15 protein-coding genes are annotated in these 14,941 nt (G+C 70.2%); 7 read left to right on the top strand and 8 right to left on the bottom strand.

Annotated elements, in window-relative coordinates; translation table 11 throughout:
• Positions 1-318 carry an antibiotic biosynthesis monooxygenase family protein gene (locus G6048_RS05030; RefSeq protein ID WP_165338217.1) on the top strand — a complete coding sequence of 106 codons (318 nt, stop codon included), beginning with the start codon at positions 1-3 and terminating at the stop codon, positions 316-318.
• A 76-nt stretch (positions 319-394) separates the two neighbouring features.
• On the opposite strand, the gene G6048_RS05025 is transcribed toward G6048_RS05030, so the two are convergent.
• The 3 genes from G6048_RS05025 to G6048_RS05015 all read right to left on the bottom strand — a co-directional run bounded on the left by G6048_RS05025 (position 395) and on the right by G6048_RS05015 (position 2,815).
• Complete coding sequence (locus G6048_RS05025; protein WP_206341200.1) at positions 395-952, bottom strand: hypothetical protein; 558 nt, start codon at positions 950-952, stop codon at positions 395-397.
• Between the two features lie 192 nt (positions 953-1,144).
• Positions 1,145-2,161, bottom strand: a complete 1,017-nt coding sequence (locus G6048_RS05020) for a pectate lyase family protein (RefSeq protein WP_165338284.1) — start codon at positions 2,159-2,161, stop codon at positions 1,145-1,147.
• A 222-nt stretch (positions 2,162-2,383) separates the two neighbouring features.
• Positions 2,384-2,815: a helix-turn-helix domain-containing protein gene (locus G6048_RS05015; protein WP_165338215.1), complete on the bottom strand. Its 432-nt coding sequence runs from the start codon at positions 2,813-2,815 to the stop codon at positions 2,384-2,386.
• 74 nt (positions 2,816-2,889) lie between these two features.
• Here G6048_RS05015 and G6048_RS05010 point away from each other — a divergent pair, with 74 nt between their 5' ends.
• The 3 genes from G6048_RS05010 (at position 2,890) to G6048_RS05000 (ending at position 5,793) form a co-directional block, all read left to right on the top strand.
• On the top strand, positions 2,890-3,756 hold the full coding sequence (locus G6048_RS05010; RefSeq protein ID WP_165338214.1) for a class I SAM-dependent methyltransferase: 867 nt from the start codon (positions 2,890-2,892) through the stop codon (positions 3,754-3,756).
• A gap of 244 nt (positions 3,757-4,000) precedes the next feature.
• Positions 4,001-4,702, top strand: coding sequence for a ThuA domain-containing protein (locus tag G6048_RS49190; protein ID WP_165338213.1), 702 nt, complete (start codon positions 4,001-4,003; stop codon positions 4,700-4,702).
• Positions 4,681-5,793: a Gfo/Idh/MocA family protein gene (locus G6048_RS05000; protein WP_165338212.1), complete on the top strand. Its 1,113-nt coding sequence runs from the start codon at positions 4,681-4,683 to the stop codon at positions 5,791-5,793. The genes G6048_RS49190 and G6048_RS05000 overlap by 22 nt, the downstream gene beginning before the upstream one ends.
• 54 nt (positions 5,794-5,847) lie before the next feature.
• Here the strand turns inward: G6048_RS05000 and G6048_RS04995 are convergent, their stop codons facing one another.
• From G6048_RS04995 to G6048_RS04975, 5 genes are all read right to left on the bottom strand, one after another.
• Positions 5,848-7,326: a glutamate--cysteine ligase family protein gene (locus G6048_RS04995; RefSeq protein WP_165338211.1), complete on the bottom strand. Its 1,479-nt coding sequence runs from the start codon at positions 7,324-7,326 to the stop codon at positions 5,848-5,850.
• A gap of 133 nt (positions 7,327-7,459) precedes the next feature.
• Positions 7,460-8,419 carry a PDR/VanB family oxidoreductase gene (locus G6048_RS04990; RefSeq protein ID WP_165338210.1) on the bottom strand — a complete coding sequence of 320 codons (960 nt, stop codon included), beginning with the start codon at positions 8,417-8,419 and terminating at the stop codon, positions 7,460-7,462.
• Positions 8,420-8,475: 56 nt separating this feature from the next.
• A complete protein-coding gene (locus G6048_RS04985) occupies positions 8,476-9,669 on the bottom strand; it encodes an acetyl-CoA C-acyltransferase (RefSeq protein WP_165338209.1) in 1,194 nt (397 codons plus the stop codon).
• A 32-nt stretch (positions 9,670-9,701) separates the two neighbouring features.
• Entirely contained in the window at positions 9,702-10,307 is a 606-nt protein-coding gene (locus tag G6048_RS04980; protein ID WP_165338208.1) for a histidine phosphatase family protein, read from the bottom strand.
• Positions 10,308-10,355: 48 nt separating this feature from the next.
• The gene (locus tag G6048_RS04975) at positions 10,356-11,894 is read right to left on the bottom strand and encodes an AMP-binding protein (protein WP_165338207.1); all 1,539 of its coding nucleotides are present in this window, start codon (positions 11,892-11,894) and stop codon (positions 10,356-10,358) included.
• A 196-nt stretch (positions 11,895-12,090) separates the two neighbouring features.
• On the opposite strand from G6048_RS04975, the gene G6048_RS04970 reads away from it, so the two are divergent.
• The 3 genes from G6048_RS04970 (at position 12,091) to G6048_RS04960 (ending at position 14,916) form a co-directional block, all read left to right on the top strand.
• Positions 12,091-13,320 carry an acyl-CoA dehydrogenase family protein gene (locus G6048_RS04970; protein WP_165338206.1) on the top strand — a complete coding sequence of 410 codons (1,230 nt, stop codon included), beginning with the start codon at positions 12,091-12,093 and terminating at the stop codon, positions 13,318-13,320.
• Between the two features lie 63 nt (positions 13,321-13,383).
• Positions 13,384-14,151, top strand: a complete 768-nt coding sequence (locus G6048_RS04965; protein WP_165338205.1) for an SDR family NAD(P)-dependent oxidoreductase — start codon at positions 13,384-13,386, stop codon at positions 14,149-14,151.
• A gap of 3 nt (positions 14,152-14,154) precedes the next feature.
• Positions 14,155-14,916 carry a ThuA domain-containing protein gene (locus G6048_RS04960; protein ID WP_165338204.1) on the top strand — a complete coding sequence of 254 codons (762 nt, stop codon included), beginning with the start codon at positions 14,155-14,157 and terminating at the stop codon, positions 14,914-14,916.
• Positions 14,917-14,941 lie beyond the last annotated feature (25 nt).

Below are 14,941 nucleotides of genomic sequence, written 5' to 3'. Positions count from 1 at the left end.
ATGAGCATCGTCAAGATCAACGTCCTCACCGTGCCGGCCGAGCAGCGCGAGACGCTGGAGAAGCGGTTCGCCTCGCGGGCGGGACTCGTCGAGAGTGCCGACGGGTTCGAGTGGTTCGAGCTGCTCCGCCCGGTCGACGGCACGGACAACTACCTCGTCTACACCCGGTGGCGCGACGAGGCGTCGTTCCAGGCCTGGATGGAGGGTTCGATGAAGGAAGCACACCAGGGCGGGAGCGACCGCCCCAAGCCGGCTGCCTCCGGGTCGACCGTGTGGACCATGGAGGTCCTGCAGCAGGCGGAACCGAAGGCCGGCTGACCGTTTTCGCGGCGACGTGCTTGGGAGCGGAGGCGCTCCCAAGCACCGACCCTTGATCACAAACCGTCACATACAGTCACAGACCGTCGCGGACCATGGCGGCGACGATGTGGACGTGCCGATCGGCCGCCGTGTTCGAGAACTCGTTCTCGAAGTTCAGTCCGTACGGCCAGAAGTGGCCGCCGCCGGTGGACAGTTTGGCGCCCGAACCGTCGTACTGCCTGACCAGTGCCGTGGCCTGCGCGCCGGTCCAGGTGCCGCTGCCGGCGAGACGGGACCAGCCCGAGCTCGTGCCCACGCCGATGGTGTGGGCGATCTCGTGCAGGGCGGTCCGCTGGGTCATGTAGCTGCGGTTGCTGCCGAAGCGGATGGTTCCGTTGATGTTGCCGTCGGCGGTGGGCACGCCCGGCTCGTAGCGGACCCTGATGTTCTTGCCGAGGTCGCTGAGGTTGTTGTAGCGGGCCACCGCGGCGTTCATGGCCGCCGTGATGCGGTTATAGGCGTCCTGCTGGTCCGCGGTGGGATTGCCCGCCCTCTCGAGGCTCCAGGTGATGCTGGCCGCCGCCACCCGTTCCTGCGAGGGTGCCGGTGCGGCTTGCGGTGCGGCTTGCGCAACGCCGGGCCCGCCCAGCATGGCGGCTGCCAGCGCGGCCACGGCCAGCTTGTTGCGCCAGGGTATGGAGGGTCGCTCGGTAGACACCGGCGTCCGTCTGCGGCTCATGGAAAGGTCCTCCTGTGGGGGTGAGCCGTCGCTGTGGGGCTGACGGCGGATCAGTCCGTCCGTCTCGCTGCGGACGGAATGTCGTGCGGCGGCGAGCTCAGGCGCTCAGCCACCGGTCTTTCCGACGCCGGCCCCGGCCCGTACCAGAGAGGGAACGTCGGCAGCCGGGTCCAGCGTGTACGAGTAGTAGGTGCGCGGCTCGGTCACGGTGCCGTTGGTCTCGCATGTACCGGACCCGGCAAAGGTGTTGCCGCGCTGCACCAGCCGGCCCGGCCCCGACTCGTCGTAGCCGCTCGCGGAGTAGCAGGGGTACTCGACGCCTTCGAAGTGGTTGCCCTCGACCAGTACGCCCGCGTTCATGGTCGACGCGACGCCGTAGATGGCGTTGTCCTTGTAGTAGTTGTTGTAGACGTGCACCGGTTCGCCGAACCGTACGCGCGGATGCCGCTGCCGCGAGCCGTCGAAGAAGTTGTGGTGGATGGAGACCGTCAACTTGCCGGTGTCCTGGCCGCTGTCGCTGTCGGAGTGACCGAGCAGCATGCTCTTGTCGGTCTTGTTGAACCAGTTCCACGACACGGTCACGTACTCGGAGCCGCGGACGATGTCGATCGCCCCGTCGACGGCCCCGACGAACTCGTTGTGGTCGATCCAGATGTGGTGCGACTCCTGACCGACGTTGACGGCGTCGTCTTCGGCGTTGGTGAACTTGATGTTCCGCATGATGACGTTGTACGAGCGGTAGAAGTCCAGGCCACCGCCGTTGATGACGGCTGACGAACCGACCCCGACGATGGTCTTGTTGGGGCGCACACCCTGCTTGCTGGTGATGTCGATGGTGCCCTGAACCTGGATGACCAGCGGACCGGTCGTGTCGATGTACTCCAGGAACTGCTCGGTGTTGGTGGCGGTGACGGTCGGGCCGCCGGCTCCGCCGGTGGTGCCGTTCTGGCCGAGCGCGTTGACCGCGGCGAAGCCAGTGGGCGACGTCTCGGCCCGTGGCGTCGATGTCTGCGCGGTGGCACTGCCGCTGCCTGCCGGTACGAGCGTCGCGCCGAGGAGCAGGGCGAGCGCGAGAGCGGGAACGCTGCGTGCCGGGCGTAACGGACGCTTCCTTGCGGACATCTTCGGGAATGACGCCGTCTTGCGGTTCCTCGAGTGCATGTCGGCACTCTCCCGTCAGGAGATGCACCCCGCGCGCCGGATGCGCGGAGGTGTAAATGCAGAGGCACGAGCAGGGAGAAAGCGCTTTCCAAGATTTCCTGCATGCTAATCACGTGTTTTGAACATGTCAACGGATCAAACGGATCGGTCAGCTGCGCGGGAACGGGTACAGGCGGCCGAGTATCACGGTGGCCCCGGAGTTCGCCTCCTAGGCATCGCAACGGGGCCGGACGCAGCGGCTTTGAGGAGACGGCGGAAGGTGGGGCATTCCATGTGGCTCGGAGCGGGGCAGGCAGCGGCGTGCCGCAGGGAATCGCGCAGGACGTCCAGTTCGCGGATCTTCCTGTCCAGTTCCTCCGCCTTGGCCGCAAGCATCTGCCGGTCGATACGCGGCTGTCCGTCCGGCGCGAACATGCGCGCGATCTCGTCGAGCGAGAACCCGGCCGTGCGCCCCAACGCGATCAACGCCAGGCGCTCCAGTACGCCGGGATCGTACTGACGGCGCAGGCCCCGCCTGCCGGATGAGGCGATCAACCCCTTCTCCTCGTAGAACCGCAGCGTCGAGGCGGGCACCCCGGCGCGCTGCGCCACCTCCGCGATGTCCAGTTCCGCCATACGCTTGACCTCAAGTCGACTTGAAGTAGCACGCTTTCACCTCGCCCCGATGCAGACAAGCCCAGGAGACGACCATGGAAGCCACGCGCAGGACCGATGACGAACAGGCAACCCGTTGGAGCGGGCCCGCCGGCAACGCCTGGGTCGATGCACAGGCAGTGATGGACGAGCTGCTCAGGCCGTTTGAAGAGCTTCTCGTCGAAGCGATGTCCGTGGGACCCGGAGGTCACGTTCTCGACGTGGGCTGCGGCACCGGCAGCACCACAGTGGCCGTCGCACGGCGGCTCGGTCCATCGGGTCGCTGCGTCGGCGTCGACATTTCCGAACCGATGATCACCGCCGCCCGGGCACGTGCCGAGGAGGCCGGTACACCGGCGTCCTTCATCCACGCCGACGCAGAGGACCACGCGTTCGGATCCGCCGTTTTCGACGCCGTCATTTCGCGCTTCGGCGTCATGTTCTTCAACGACTCCGTCCGGGCCTTCTCGAATCTACGGCGCGCCGCGAAGGACGAAGCCGAGCTCCGTTTCATCACCTGGCGCGGCCCCGCGGAGAATCCGTTCATGACGACGGCCGAACGCGCCGCGGCACCATTCCTGCCGAATCTGCCCGCCCGAAAGCCGGACGAGCCGGGGCAGTTCGCCTTCGCGGACCCGGACAGGATTCACCGCATCCTGACGGAGAGCGGCTGGGCCGGTATCGACATCCGGCCGATCGACGTGGCCTGCACCCTGCCCGAGAGGGAGCTGGTCGGTTACTTCACCCGGTTCGGTCCCGTCGGCCTGGCCCTGCGCGAGGCGGACGAGCAGACCCGCGCGCAGGTCGTCGAGGCGGTCCGCGCCGCCTTCGAGACCTATGTGCGGGGCTCGGAAGTCCGCTTCACCGGGGCCTGTTGGATGGTCGGCGCCCGGGCTTCGTCCGCGTCGACCGCGCCGGAGTAGGGCGCGCGGTCCGATTCTCACCAAGGGGTGGGAGGCGTCAGGTCACTCGCGCTGCACGTTCGGGCGGGTGGACTCTGCAGGCCCGTCCGGTCCGTCCGATCCGGTCCGTTCGGGTTCGGTCGCGTCAGTCCCGTCGCGTCCGCTCCGGTCCTCGAAACTTTCGTGTTGCCCGGCGCCCCTTTCGAGGCCACAGGCGGCTGACGCATAGTGATGGCGCTGTCTACGGACCCCATGAAGGGACAAGATGACGCGGAAGAAAGCCCTGGTCGTCAGAGGCGGTTGGGAGGGGCACCAGCCGGTCGAGGCTACGGAGCTGTTCCTGCCCTTCCTCCAGAGCAACGGATACACCGTGCGGGTCGAGGAGTCGACCGACGTCTATGCCGACAGCGACGAGATGGCCGGCACCGACCTCGTCGTGCAGTGCATCACGATGTCGGAGATCGCCCCCGAGCAACTGGCGGGACTGAGCGCGGCGGTCGAGTCCGGCACCGGCTTCACCGGCTGGCACGGCGGCATCGCCGACTCGTTCCGCGCCTCCTCCGACTATCTCCACCTGGTGGGCGGGCAGTTCGCCACGCATCCGGGCAAGGAACCCTGCGAGCGACGCGGTGACGAGACGGACAACTACCTGCCGCACACGATCAACATCACCAAGACCGGCCGAGACCACCAAATCACCGCGGGCATCGAGGACTTCGAGCTGGACACCGAGCAGTACTGGGTGCTGCACGACGACCTGATCGAGGTCCTGGCCACCACCACGCATCCCGCCCAGCCGTGGCAGCCCTGGCACCGGCCGGTCACCACGCCGGCGGTCTGGACCCGCCGGTGGGGCGCCGGGCGCGTCGTGGTGACGACACCGGGCCACAGCCTCGACGTGCTCGAGAACCCGGGCGTCCGCACCATCATCGAAAGGGGCATGCTGTGGGCGACGCGCACCGCATAGGCGTCGTGGGTCTCGGAGTCATCTCCCGCGTGTACCTGGACACGCTTCGCGACCATCCAACCGTACGGATCACCGCGGTCGCCGACCTCGACACCTCAAGGTCGGCAGCGGTCGCCGCCGAACTGCCCGGCGTCCAGGCGCTGACCGTCGAGGAGTTGCTGAGCAGCCCGGACGTGGACACGGTGCTGAACCTCACGGTGCCCGCGGCCCATGCCGAGATCGCCCTCGGCGCGATCGGCCACGGCAAGAACGTCTACGGAGAGAAGCCGCTGGCCGCGACCATCCCGGACGCCCACGCCGTCATGGAGGCCGCCGCGCGGGCGGGCGTCGGTGTGGGGTGCGCGCCGGACACCGTCCTGGGCACCGGAATTCAGACAGCGCGGGCGGCGGTGGCGGCGGGAAGTATCGGACGCCCGCTGTTCGCCTCGGCCGTCATGGTCACCCCGGGGCACGAACGCTGGCACCCGCACCCCGACTTCTACTACACCGCCGGGGGCGGCCCCCTGCTGGACATGGGCCCGTACTACCTGGCGTCGCTCGTCCACCTGCTGGGTCCGGTGCGTGCCGTGACCGGGGCGGCCGGCCGGCTGCGCACCGAGCGCGTCATCGGTTCCGGCCCGCGTGCGGGCGAGCGGATACCGGTCGAGGTGGACAGTCATGTCTCCGGTGTGCTCGAGCATGTGGGCGGGGTTCTGACGACGATCACGACGAGCTTCGACGGTGTGGCCACCACGGCCGCGCCGATCGAGGTCCACGGCGAGACGGGGACCCTCGCGGTTCCGGATCCGAACGGCTTCGACGGCGCGGTGCGGCGCTTCGAACTCGGAGACACGCAGTGGCGCACGCTTCCGGCGTCGGCAGGCTACGTCGGCGGCGCGCGGGGCCTCGGACTGCTCGACTTCGTCGTCGCCGACGCGCAGCGGGCGCCTCGTGCGAACGGCGAACTCGCCCTGCACGTGCTGGAGACGATGAGTGCCCTCCTGCGCTCGTCGTCCGAGGGGCGACGGATCGAGCTGACGACGTCGGCAGAGCCACCCGTTCCGGTTCCGCTGACGGCTGCCGAGGAGTGGAGGGGACGCACCGCTTGGTGAAGCCGACACTCCGCTTGGTGAAGGCGACGGGCCGCCTGGTGAAGGCGACGGGCATCAGTCCACTGGCCACGTGTGCGCGGGCGCGTTCATGTGCATGTAGTCCATGTACGTCGTGGTCATCTGCCTGAGCGCCTCCCATCGGTCGGAGGTGCCGGCCTTCTCGAGGTGGTGGACGGTTTCCGCCTGCCACAGGGCGCCGTTGCGGGCTGTGACGCAGCGCTGCTCGATGATCCCCAGCAGGGGTTCCCGCCACTCCGCGTCCATGCCGGTCAGCTCGAGGCCCCGGTGGGCCAGGGGCAGCAGGCGCCGCAACACCAGCTCTGTGACGGGTACTTCGCCGACGCCGGGCCAGTAGAGGCGGGCGTCGATGCCGTCGCGGGCCGCGGTGTGCAGGTTCTCCTCGGCGACGGCGAAGGACATCCGCGTCCATACCGGCCGGTCCTCGTCGACGAGGGCGCGAGTCAGGCCGTAGTAGAAGGCGCCGTTGGCGATGATGTCGGCCACGGTGGGGCCGGCGGGCAGGACCCGGTTCTCGATGCGTAGATGGGGCCGGCCGTCGGTGACGGCGTAGACGGGGCGGTTCCATCGGTAGATCGTGCCGTTGTGCAGCGTCAGTTCCCCCAGTTGCGGAATATCCCCGCGGTCGAGCGCCTCCTGCGGGTCCTCGTCGTCGCACAGGGGCAGCAGCGCCGGGTAGTACCGCACGTTCTCCTCGAAGAGGTCGAAGACGCTGGTGATCCACCGCTCTCCGAACCACACCCGGGGTCGTACGCCCTGGGCCTTGATCTCCTCGGGGCGAGTGTCGGTGGCCTGCTCGAACAGGGGGATACGGGTCTCGCGCCACAGTTCCCTGCCGAAGAGGAAGGGCGAGTTCGCCGCCAGGGCGATCTGTACGCCCGCGATGGCCTGGGCCGCGTTCCAGCAGTCCGCGAACTGCTTCGGGTCGACCTGCAGATGGAACTGGGTGCTGGTGCAGGCCGCCTCGGGCGTGATGGCGTCGGCGTACATCGACAGGCGCTCCACGCCGTCCACCCTGATCCGCAGGTCCTCACCGCGCGCCGCGAAGATCTGCTCGTTGAGCAGCCGGTAGCGCGGGTCACCGGAGAGGGCGCTCTCGCCAACGTCCGTCTCCCCCAGGGTCGGCAGAATGCCGATCATGATCAGGTGCGCGCCCACGGCCGAGGCGCGCTCCTCAGCGTGGTTGAGCGCGTCCCGGATCTCCTGCTCCCAGTCGCCGGGGCCGCCGGCCGTCAGCTGCCGGGGCGGGATATTGATCTCCAGGTTGAAGCGGCCCAGTTCGCTCGCCCAGGCGGGGTCGGCGATCGCCTGGAGGACCTCGGTGTTCCGCATCACCGGCCGCCCGTCGGCGTCCACCAGGTTGAGCTCGATCTCCAGCCCGACCTGGGGGCGCTCGCTCTCAAAAGCCGACTCGCGCAACATCTGCGTCAGCACATCGAGGCAGGTGTGCATCTTGTCCCGGTACCGACGGCGGTCTTCCCGCGTGAACACCAGGGCCGGCACGTCACGTCCCATCGTGGCCCTCCCGAGTTCCCTCGGCGGATACCTCTCGTGCCCCCAGCGTCGCACTTGGGGCGGAATCCGGACAGTCAGCGGACAGTCGCGGTTCCGCGATGCGGAGTGGGCAGGCGGTGTCGTGCCGGGCCGGTCACAGGTCGAGGACGAGGCGCGGCCCGCAGGAGCGGGAGACGCAGATGAGCATGGTGTCGCCGGTGGCCCGCTCGTCCTCGCTGAGCAGGGAGTCCCGGTGGTCGGGCGTGCCGTCGAGTACGTCGGTCTCGCAGGTGCCGCAGGTGCCTTCGCGGCAGGAGAAGTCCACGTCGACGCCTGCCTCCTCGAGGGATTCGAGCACCGAGCGGTCGGGCGGCACGGTGAGAGTGAGCCCGGCGCGGGCGAGCACCACCTCGAAGGCCGCGGCGGGGCGGGCTTCGGCTGCCTGTGCCGGGGCGAACCGCTCGATGCCCAGCGTGCCGCCCGGCCAGTCGGCGCACTGCTCCTGCGCCGCCCGCAGCAGGGGTTCGGGGCCGCAGGCGTGCACCAGGGTGCCCTCCTCGGGTGAGCCGAGGAAGGCGCCGAGGTCCAGCAGGCCGTACTCGTCCAGTGGGCGGAAGAGCACACGGTCCCCGTAGGGCGTGAGTCGGTCCAGGAACGCCATGGAGGTGCGGGTTCGGCCGCCGTACAGCAGACGCCAGTCGGCCCCGGCCGCCTCGGCGGCTTCGACCATCGGCAGGATCGGTGTGATGCCGACGCCGCCGGCGATGAACAGATGGCGCGTCGCCGGCCGCAGCGGGAAGTTGTTCCGCGGCCCGCGGACGCGCACGGCGGTGCCTTCCGGCAGGTGGTCGTGGACGTACGCGGATCCGCCGCGGCCCTGCTGCTCACGCAGGATGGCGATGCGCCAGGCGTCCGGTTCGGCGGGGTCCCCGCACAGTGAGTACTGGCGGATCAGGCCGCCGCCCAGGAGCAGATCGATGTGCGCTCCCGGCATCCAGGACGGGAGCGGCCGGCCGTCCGGGCGGCGCAGGGTGAGGGAGACGACGCCGTCGGCGACGTGGGTACGGGTCGCCACGACGAGGGTCTCCTCGTCAAGGGGCAGCTGGTCGGTCATGGTGGGTCAACCTGGTCTCGTACGGATGTGGGGATGGACGCGGGCGAGAGGTGCGGTCAGGCTCGCGGTGGTACGTGCAGCAGCAGCGCGTCGCCCTGGCCGCCGCCCCCGCACAGGGCCGCCGCTCCGGTACCGCCTCCGCGCCGCCCCAGTTCTGTCGCGAGGGCCAGCACCAGCCGGGTGCCGGTCATGCCGACCGGGTGTCCCAGGGCGATCGCGCCGCCGTTGACGTTCACCTTGTCCAGTGGGATGTCCAGGTCCCGTACGGAGGCCAGGGCGACACCGGCGAACGCCTCGTTGATCTCGAACAGGTCCAGGTCGGCGGTCTTCAGCCGGCCGTCCCGGGACAGGGCGTCACGGATCGCGCCGGCCGGCTGGACCAGCAGGGAAGGGTCGGGGCCCGCGACGGTGCCGTAGGCGCCGATCTCGGCGAGGGGGGTCAGTCCGTCCCGCCGGGCGCGTTCCGCGCTCATGACGACAACGGCCGCGGCGCCGTCGGAGAGCTGTGAGGAGTTGCCCGCGGTGACGGTGCCCCCGGCGGAGAACGCGGGTCTCAGGCGCCCCAGGCTCTCCGCCGTACTCCCCGGCCGTATCCCCTCGTCGGCCGCCACCACCATCTCGTCACCCCGGCGCCCGGCCACCGTGACCGGGGTGACCTCCGCGGCCAGTGCGCCGGACTCCCGGGCGCGCAGGGCGAGTTGGTGCGATCGTGCGCTGTACTCGTCCTGCTCCTCGCGGGTGAAGGCGAACGGCTGCTGGTACCGCTCGGTGGCCGCACCCATGGAGACTCCGTCGAAAGCGCAGGTCAGGGCATCGCGGTCGAGGGCGTCCTCGACCGCGGCCGGGCCGTACTTCCAGCCGGTACGGGCTCCGCGCAGTAGGTGCGGGGCACCGGACATGGACTCCATCCCGCCCGCGACGACCACCTCGTGGCGCCCGGAGGCGATCATGAGGTCGGCCAAGGCGATGGCGTGCAGGCCGGACAGGCAGAGCTTGTTGACGGTGCTCGCCGGTACGGCGAACGGAATGCCGGCGCTGACGGCGGCCTGCCGTGCGGGATTGGGACCGGCTCCGGCCTGGACGACATGGCCCATGACGACGGCTTCCACCGCGGCCGGATCCAGGTGTACGGCGGCCAGGGCGGCGCTGATGGCGTGGGCGCCGAGGTCGGCGGCGGACAGCGGGCTCAGGGCGCCCATCAGCTTGCCGATGGGCGTTCTGGCGCCGGCGACGATGACGGATCCGGGCACGGACGGGACCTCCTGAAGGGGATGGGGGCAGGTCAGGCGACGGCGTCGACGGCGCGCTCGGCGACCATGTGGGCCGTCTCGTTCACCGAGTGAAGGACGATGCGTCCGCCCGGCATCCGTCGCACCCGGCTGACCGAGGTGTAGCCGGGGTGGAACCAGAACATGCGGGAGAGGCCGAGCACCGTAGCCAGGTAGGTGTTGGTGATACCGCCGTGGCACACGACCGCGACCCGCCCGCCGGGGTGGGCGTCCAGGATGGTGTCCATGGCGCGCGCCGCCCGCTCCCGGAAGGCGTCCCAGTCCAGGTCGGGCACGAAGTCCTCGTACCGTCCCTCGGAGAGCGCCACCGACCGGGGGTCGTCGGCGCGGATCTGCTCCGGCGGCGTGTAGGGGTGCGAGACGTCGGTGTCCCATTCGCGCAGGTCGTCGAGGACGGCGGCGGTCATGCCGGTGATCCGCTCCAGCGGCGCCACCGTTTCGCGGGCCCGCTGGAAGGGGCTGGTGTAGAGGGCGTCGACGTCCTCGTGCACGAGCCAGGCCGCGAGGCGCTCGGCCTGGGCGGTGCCCTCCGGCGACAGGCCCGGGTCGTAGACGCCCGCCACGGGAAGGCCGTGCCGGATGAGGAGGAGTTCAGTCATGGGGATCCTTCGTACGTACGAGGGCGGGCACAGGTTGCTTGTGGTGGCTCAGCCGGCGATGGTCCGCTCGGAGCGCCAGTAGGGGCGGCGCATCGCGCGTTTGTCGAGCTTGCCCATCGCGTTACGCAGGAGGCTCGGGACGAACTCGTACGACTTGGGGCACTTGTAGGCGGCCAGCCGGTCGCGGCAGAACCGGTCCAGCTCCTCGGCCGACGGCTCGTCCCCTGCGGCCACGACCAGCGCGCGCAGCGACTCGCCGAAGTCCGGGTGGGGCACACCGATGACCGCGATCTCGGCGACCGCGGGGTGCCGGCGCAGTACCGCCTCGCTCTCGGCCGGGTACAGATTGACCCCGCCGGAGACCACGACGTCGGCGGCCCGGTCGGTGATGAAGATGTAGCCGCTCGCGTCGACGTAGCCGATGTCGCCGAGCGTGAAGACGCCCGGCGCGATATAGGCGGCCTTGGTCTTGTCCGGGTCCGCGTGATAGCGCACTCCGCCACCCTCGGGCGCTTGGAACGCCAGCAGTCCGAGCTCGCCGGGCGGCAGCGGACGGCCGTCATCGTCGGCCACCAGGACCTCGTACGGGGGCTGGACTCGCCCAACCGAACCGGGATGCTCCAGCCACTCGGTGCTGCTGATGCGTGCCACGGTGCCCGCCTCGCTGGCGCCGTACGACTCGGTCAGCACCGGGCCGAACCAGTCGATCATGGTCCGCTTCACGTCCGGCGGGCAGGCAGATCCGGTGTGGGAGACCTGGAGGAGGCTGGAGACGTCGTAGCGGCCTCGGACCTCTTCCGGCAGGGCGAGCAGGCGTTGGAAGTGGGTGGGCACCATGACCGTGGAGGTGACTCGCCACTCCTCGACGCGGCGTAGGAAAGCCTCCGCGTCATATCCGCCGAGTACGACCACCTGCTGACCGGCCGCCAAGTGCCGCAGGGACGTCAGTGGCGCGTTGTGCTGCAGCGGGCCGCACACGAGGTGCGGTCCCGGCGGGAATCCGGGGCGGGCCGCCATCGCGGCCAGGTATGCGGAGCTGTCGGCGACCGGACCGCTCACCCAGCGCACCTCGGTGCCGCGCGCCCTGCCGGTGGTTCCGGAGGTGTAGACGAGGGGCGGCCGGGCGGCGCGGCCTGTGGGCAAGGTCTGCCCGGTGGGTGCCGCCGCCAGCCACAGGTTCCACTCGAAGGCGTGCCCGATGGCCGGGGTTCCGTGCATCACGAGCGGCAGGCCCAGTTCGCGGGCCGCCTCCAGGGCCGGGACCGCACCGGCGGGTCCGGAGATGATCCCGGTCGCGCCCGCGTCGGTGATCTGGTCGACGAGTTCGCCCACCATCAGGTGCCGGGAGGTGGCGACGGTGCCCACCCCGGCGCGCAGGCCGGCCAGATGGGCCACCAGGGTGGGGATCGCGTTGTCGCCGAGGACGGCGACCCGGTCGTCGGGGCCGGGCGCGATCTCCAGCAGCCGTGCCGCCACTCGCGCGACCTGATCGGCGAGCTCCGACCAGGTCAGCACGTCCTGATCGTCGACGAGAGCGGGCTCGTGGGGTGTCTCCTGGGCGCGACGGTCGAGTGGTAGCAGAGACATGGCTCCTCCGGCGGCTCCTCGGGCCCCTCCCGGTGCGTGGGAGAGTCAATGGCGAGACTGTAGCGTTTATCAAGAAAGTACGGAACACTCTGACCCGAGCCGGAAGCATCCGCCCATGGCTCCGGCGGGAAAGGGGCCACACACACCCTCTCCGTTACTGAACCCGCCATCTGGTAACTGCTCTTGAGGAGGAGCCATGTCCCAGCCCGATCTGGACGCATGGCGCACACAGGTCCGGCAGTGGCTGGCCACCGTGCTCGAACCGGCTCGGGAAGCCGAGGCCACCGGTGACCTCGCCGTCTTCCACAACCTCCCCGAGGACGCGGAACGCCTGCTGCTGGAACGCTGCCGCGTCTACCAGCGCGCCCGCTTCGACGCCGGATACCAGGCCCTGACCCTCCCCGGGGACAAGGGCGGCGCGGGCCTGACCGCCGCCCACGTGGCGGCCTTCGCCCAGGAGGAGTCGGCCTTCGAGGTGCCGTCCTCCACCGAGCTGATCAGCGTCACCGTGCGCCTGGTCGGGATGTCGGTCTCCCTGTTCGGAACGTCCGAGCAGCGCGACGAGTACGCACGGGCGTTTCTGCGTACGGACCTGCTGGCCTGTCAGCTGTTCAGTGAGCCCGGTGCCGGATCCGACCTCGCCGCGGTGCGTACACGCGCCCGGCAGGAGGACGACGAGTGGGTGATCGACGGTCAGAAGGTGTGGACCTCAGGAGCCCAGTTCGCCGACTTCGGGCTGCTGCTCGCCCGCACCGATCCGGACGTCGTGAAGCAGGCGGGCATCACCGCGTTCCTGGTCCCGATGGACGCGCCCGGCGTGGAGGTGCGCCCCATCCGTCAGATGAGCGGCGGCGCCTCGTTCAACGAGGTGTTCCTCAGCGGCGTACGCGTTCCTGACCGGCTGCGGATCGGGCGTAAGGGGCAGGGCTGGGAAGTCGCCACCACCACCCTCGCCTTCGAACGGACCGCCTCCGGCAGCGGCAACCGGCGTAAGGGCGGCACTTTCGACGATGTGCTCGCCCTCGCGCGCTCGCTCGACCGCACGGGGGACCCGCTGGTCCGCCAGCGCCTCGCCGACTTGTACGTACGTACCGCGCTCCGTGCCGCCACGGTGGACCGCGTCGCCAGGGCGAGTGCCGCCGGTGACAAGCCGGGCCCGGAGGCGTCCCTGACCAAACTCATGGCCTCTGACCTGCTGAGTCGCACCGGGCAGGTCGCCGCCGAGCTGATGGGCGCCCGGATCAGCGCCGACACCGGGGAAGCGGGCACGTTCGCCTGGGCCCAGCACCTGCTCGGCGCCCCCGGCTACCGGCTGGCCGGCGGCACCGACCAGATCCAGCGCAACCTCATCGGCGAGCGCGTACTGAAACTGCCGCCGGAACCGCGGGTGGACCGGGTGCCGTTCTCACAGCTTCCCGGCAACTGACACACCGGCCGCTACGGCCACCACACCATCACGTCATCACGGCATCACAAAGGAGTGACCTCAATGGATCTGGGACTGACAGGTGCGAAGGCACTGGTGACCGGTGCGAGCCGCGGCATCGGGCGGGCGATCGCGGGAACCCTGGCAGCGGAGGGCTGCGCGCTGGCGCTGTGCGCCCGGGGCGAGGAGGCACTCGCGAAGGCCGCCGCCGAGTTGCGCGGCGAGGGGGCGACGGTGTTCGCCGAGCCGGTCGACGTCACCGACCCGGCCGCACTCGCGGGCTTCGTGGAACGGGCAGCCGGCGAACTGGGTGGCCTGGACCTGCTGGTGTCCAACGTGTCGGCGGGCAACGTCAAGGGCCCTGAGTCGTGGGAGGCCAGCCTGCGAGGTGACCTGGTCCCGTTCGCCGGACTGGTCGAGGCGGCCATGCCCTACCTGGAGGCCTCCGAGCGGGCCGCCGTGGTCGCCATCGGTACCACCAACGCCTCCGACACCGCCCGCCCTGCCGGAGCCAACTCGTACTCCGCCATGAAGGCCGCGGTCGTCCAGCACGCTTCGGCTCTGGCGCACTCCCTCGCTCCGAAGGGGATCCGCGTCAACACGGTCTCCCCCGGACCGATCGACTTCCCCGGCGGCGCCTGGGAGACCATCCGCACCAGCCGCCCGGAGGTCTACGAGGAGGTCCTCGCCAAGCTGCCCATCGGCCGCTACGGCACCGCGGACGACGTGGCCGCGGCGGTGGCGTTCCTGCTCGGACCCCGGACCGGCTCCTTCTGCGTCGGCGTCAACCTCGTGGTGGACGGCGGGCTGCTGACCCGCGTCCAGTACTGAGCCGTGGCGGGCCCGGCCGGCCGCCTGGACGCCGTACTGGTCTGCGGCGGCAAGTGGCACGACTTCGACTACGCGCGGCTGCGGCTGCTGGAGCTGCTCGGCGAGCATCCCCAGGTGCGTACTACGGTCCACCAGGACTACGACTGCGTGGCCGCGTTGGAGAAGGCCGACCTGCTGGTCACGTACACCTGTGACGTCCGGCCCCGCGCGGCCGAGCGAGCCGCGCTGGCGCGGTTCGTCGAGCGGGGCGGGCGGTGGCTCGCCCTGCACGGCACCAACGCGGTGATCGAGGCGCCGGCTCCCGGCGGGCCGCGGGTGTTCACGACTCCGCGACTCCTCGGAGGGCTCGCCGAGGTGCTCGGCAGCCAGTTTGTCGCGCATCCGCCGATCGAGCCGTACGAGGTTCAGGTCACCCGGCCCGGCCATCCGCTGGTCGCGGGGATCGAGCCGTTCACGGTCACCGACGAGCTGTACGTCTGTGAGCTGCACGGGGAGTTGGAGGTGCTGCTGCACGCCGAGTACACGGGGCCGTGTCGCGGTTTCGCCGAGGGGGACACGGCGGCGCTCGACGATGCGCCGCGGCCTGTGCTGTATCTGAAGCGGCATGGCTTGGGTGAGGTGTGCTGCTTCACCCTCGGGCACTGCCGGGGGCGGTATGACGTGCAGGACCTTGGTGTGGATGACACGGGGCGGGTGGACCGGGGGCCCTGGGAGACGCCGGAGTTCGTGACGGTGTTGCGGCGGTGGCAGTGGCGGGCGATGTGACCGTCGTCGGGATCGGGGGTGGGAC

Origin of the sequence: Streptomyces ureilyticus, assembly GCF_011045025.1 — a bacterium.
GTDB classification, from domain to species: domain Bacteria; phylum Actinomycetota; class Actinomycetes; order Streptomycetales; family Streptomycetaceae; genus Streptomyces; species Streptomyces ureilyticus.
The sequence above is the reverse complement of the archived record's forward strand: the minus strand, read 5'-3'. Positions and strand labels throughout refer to the sequence as shown.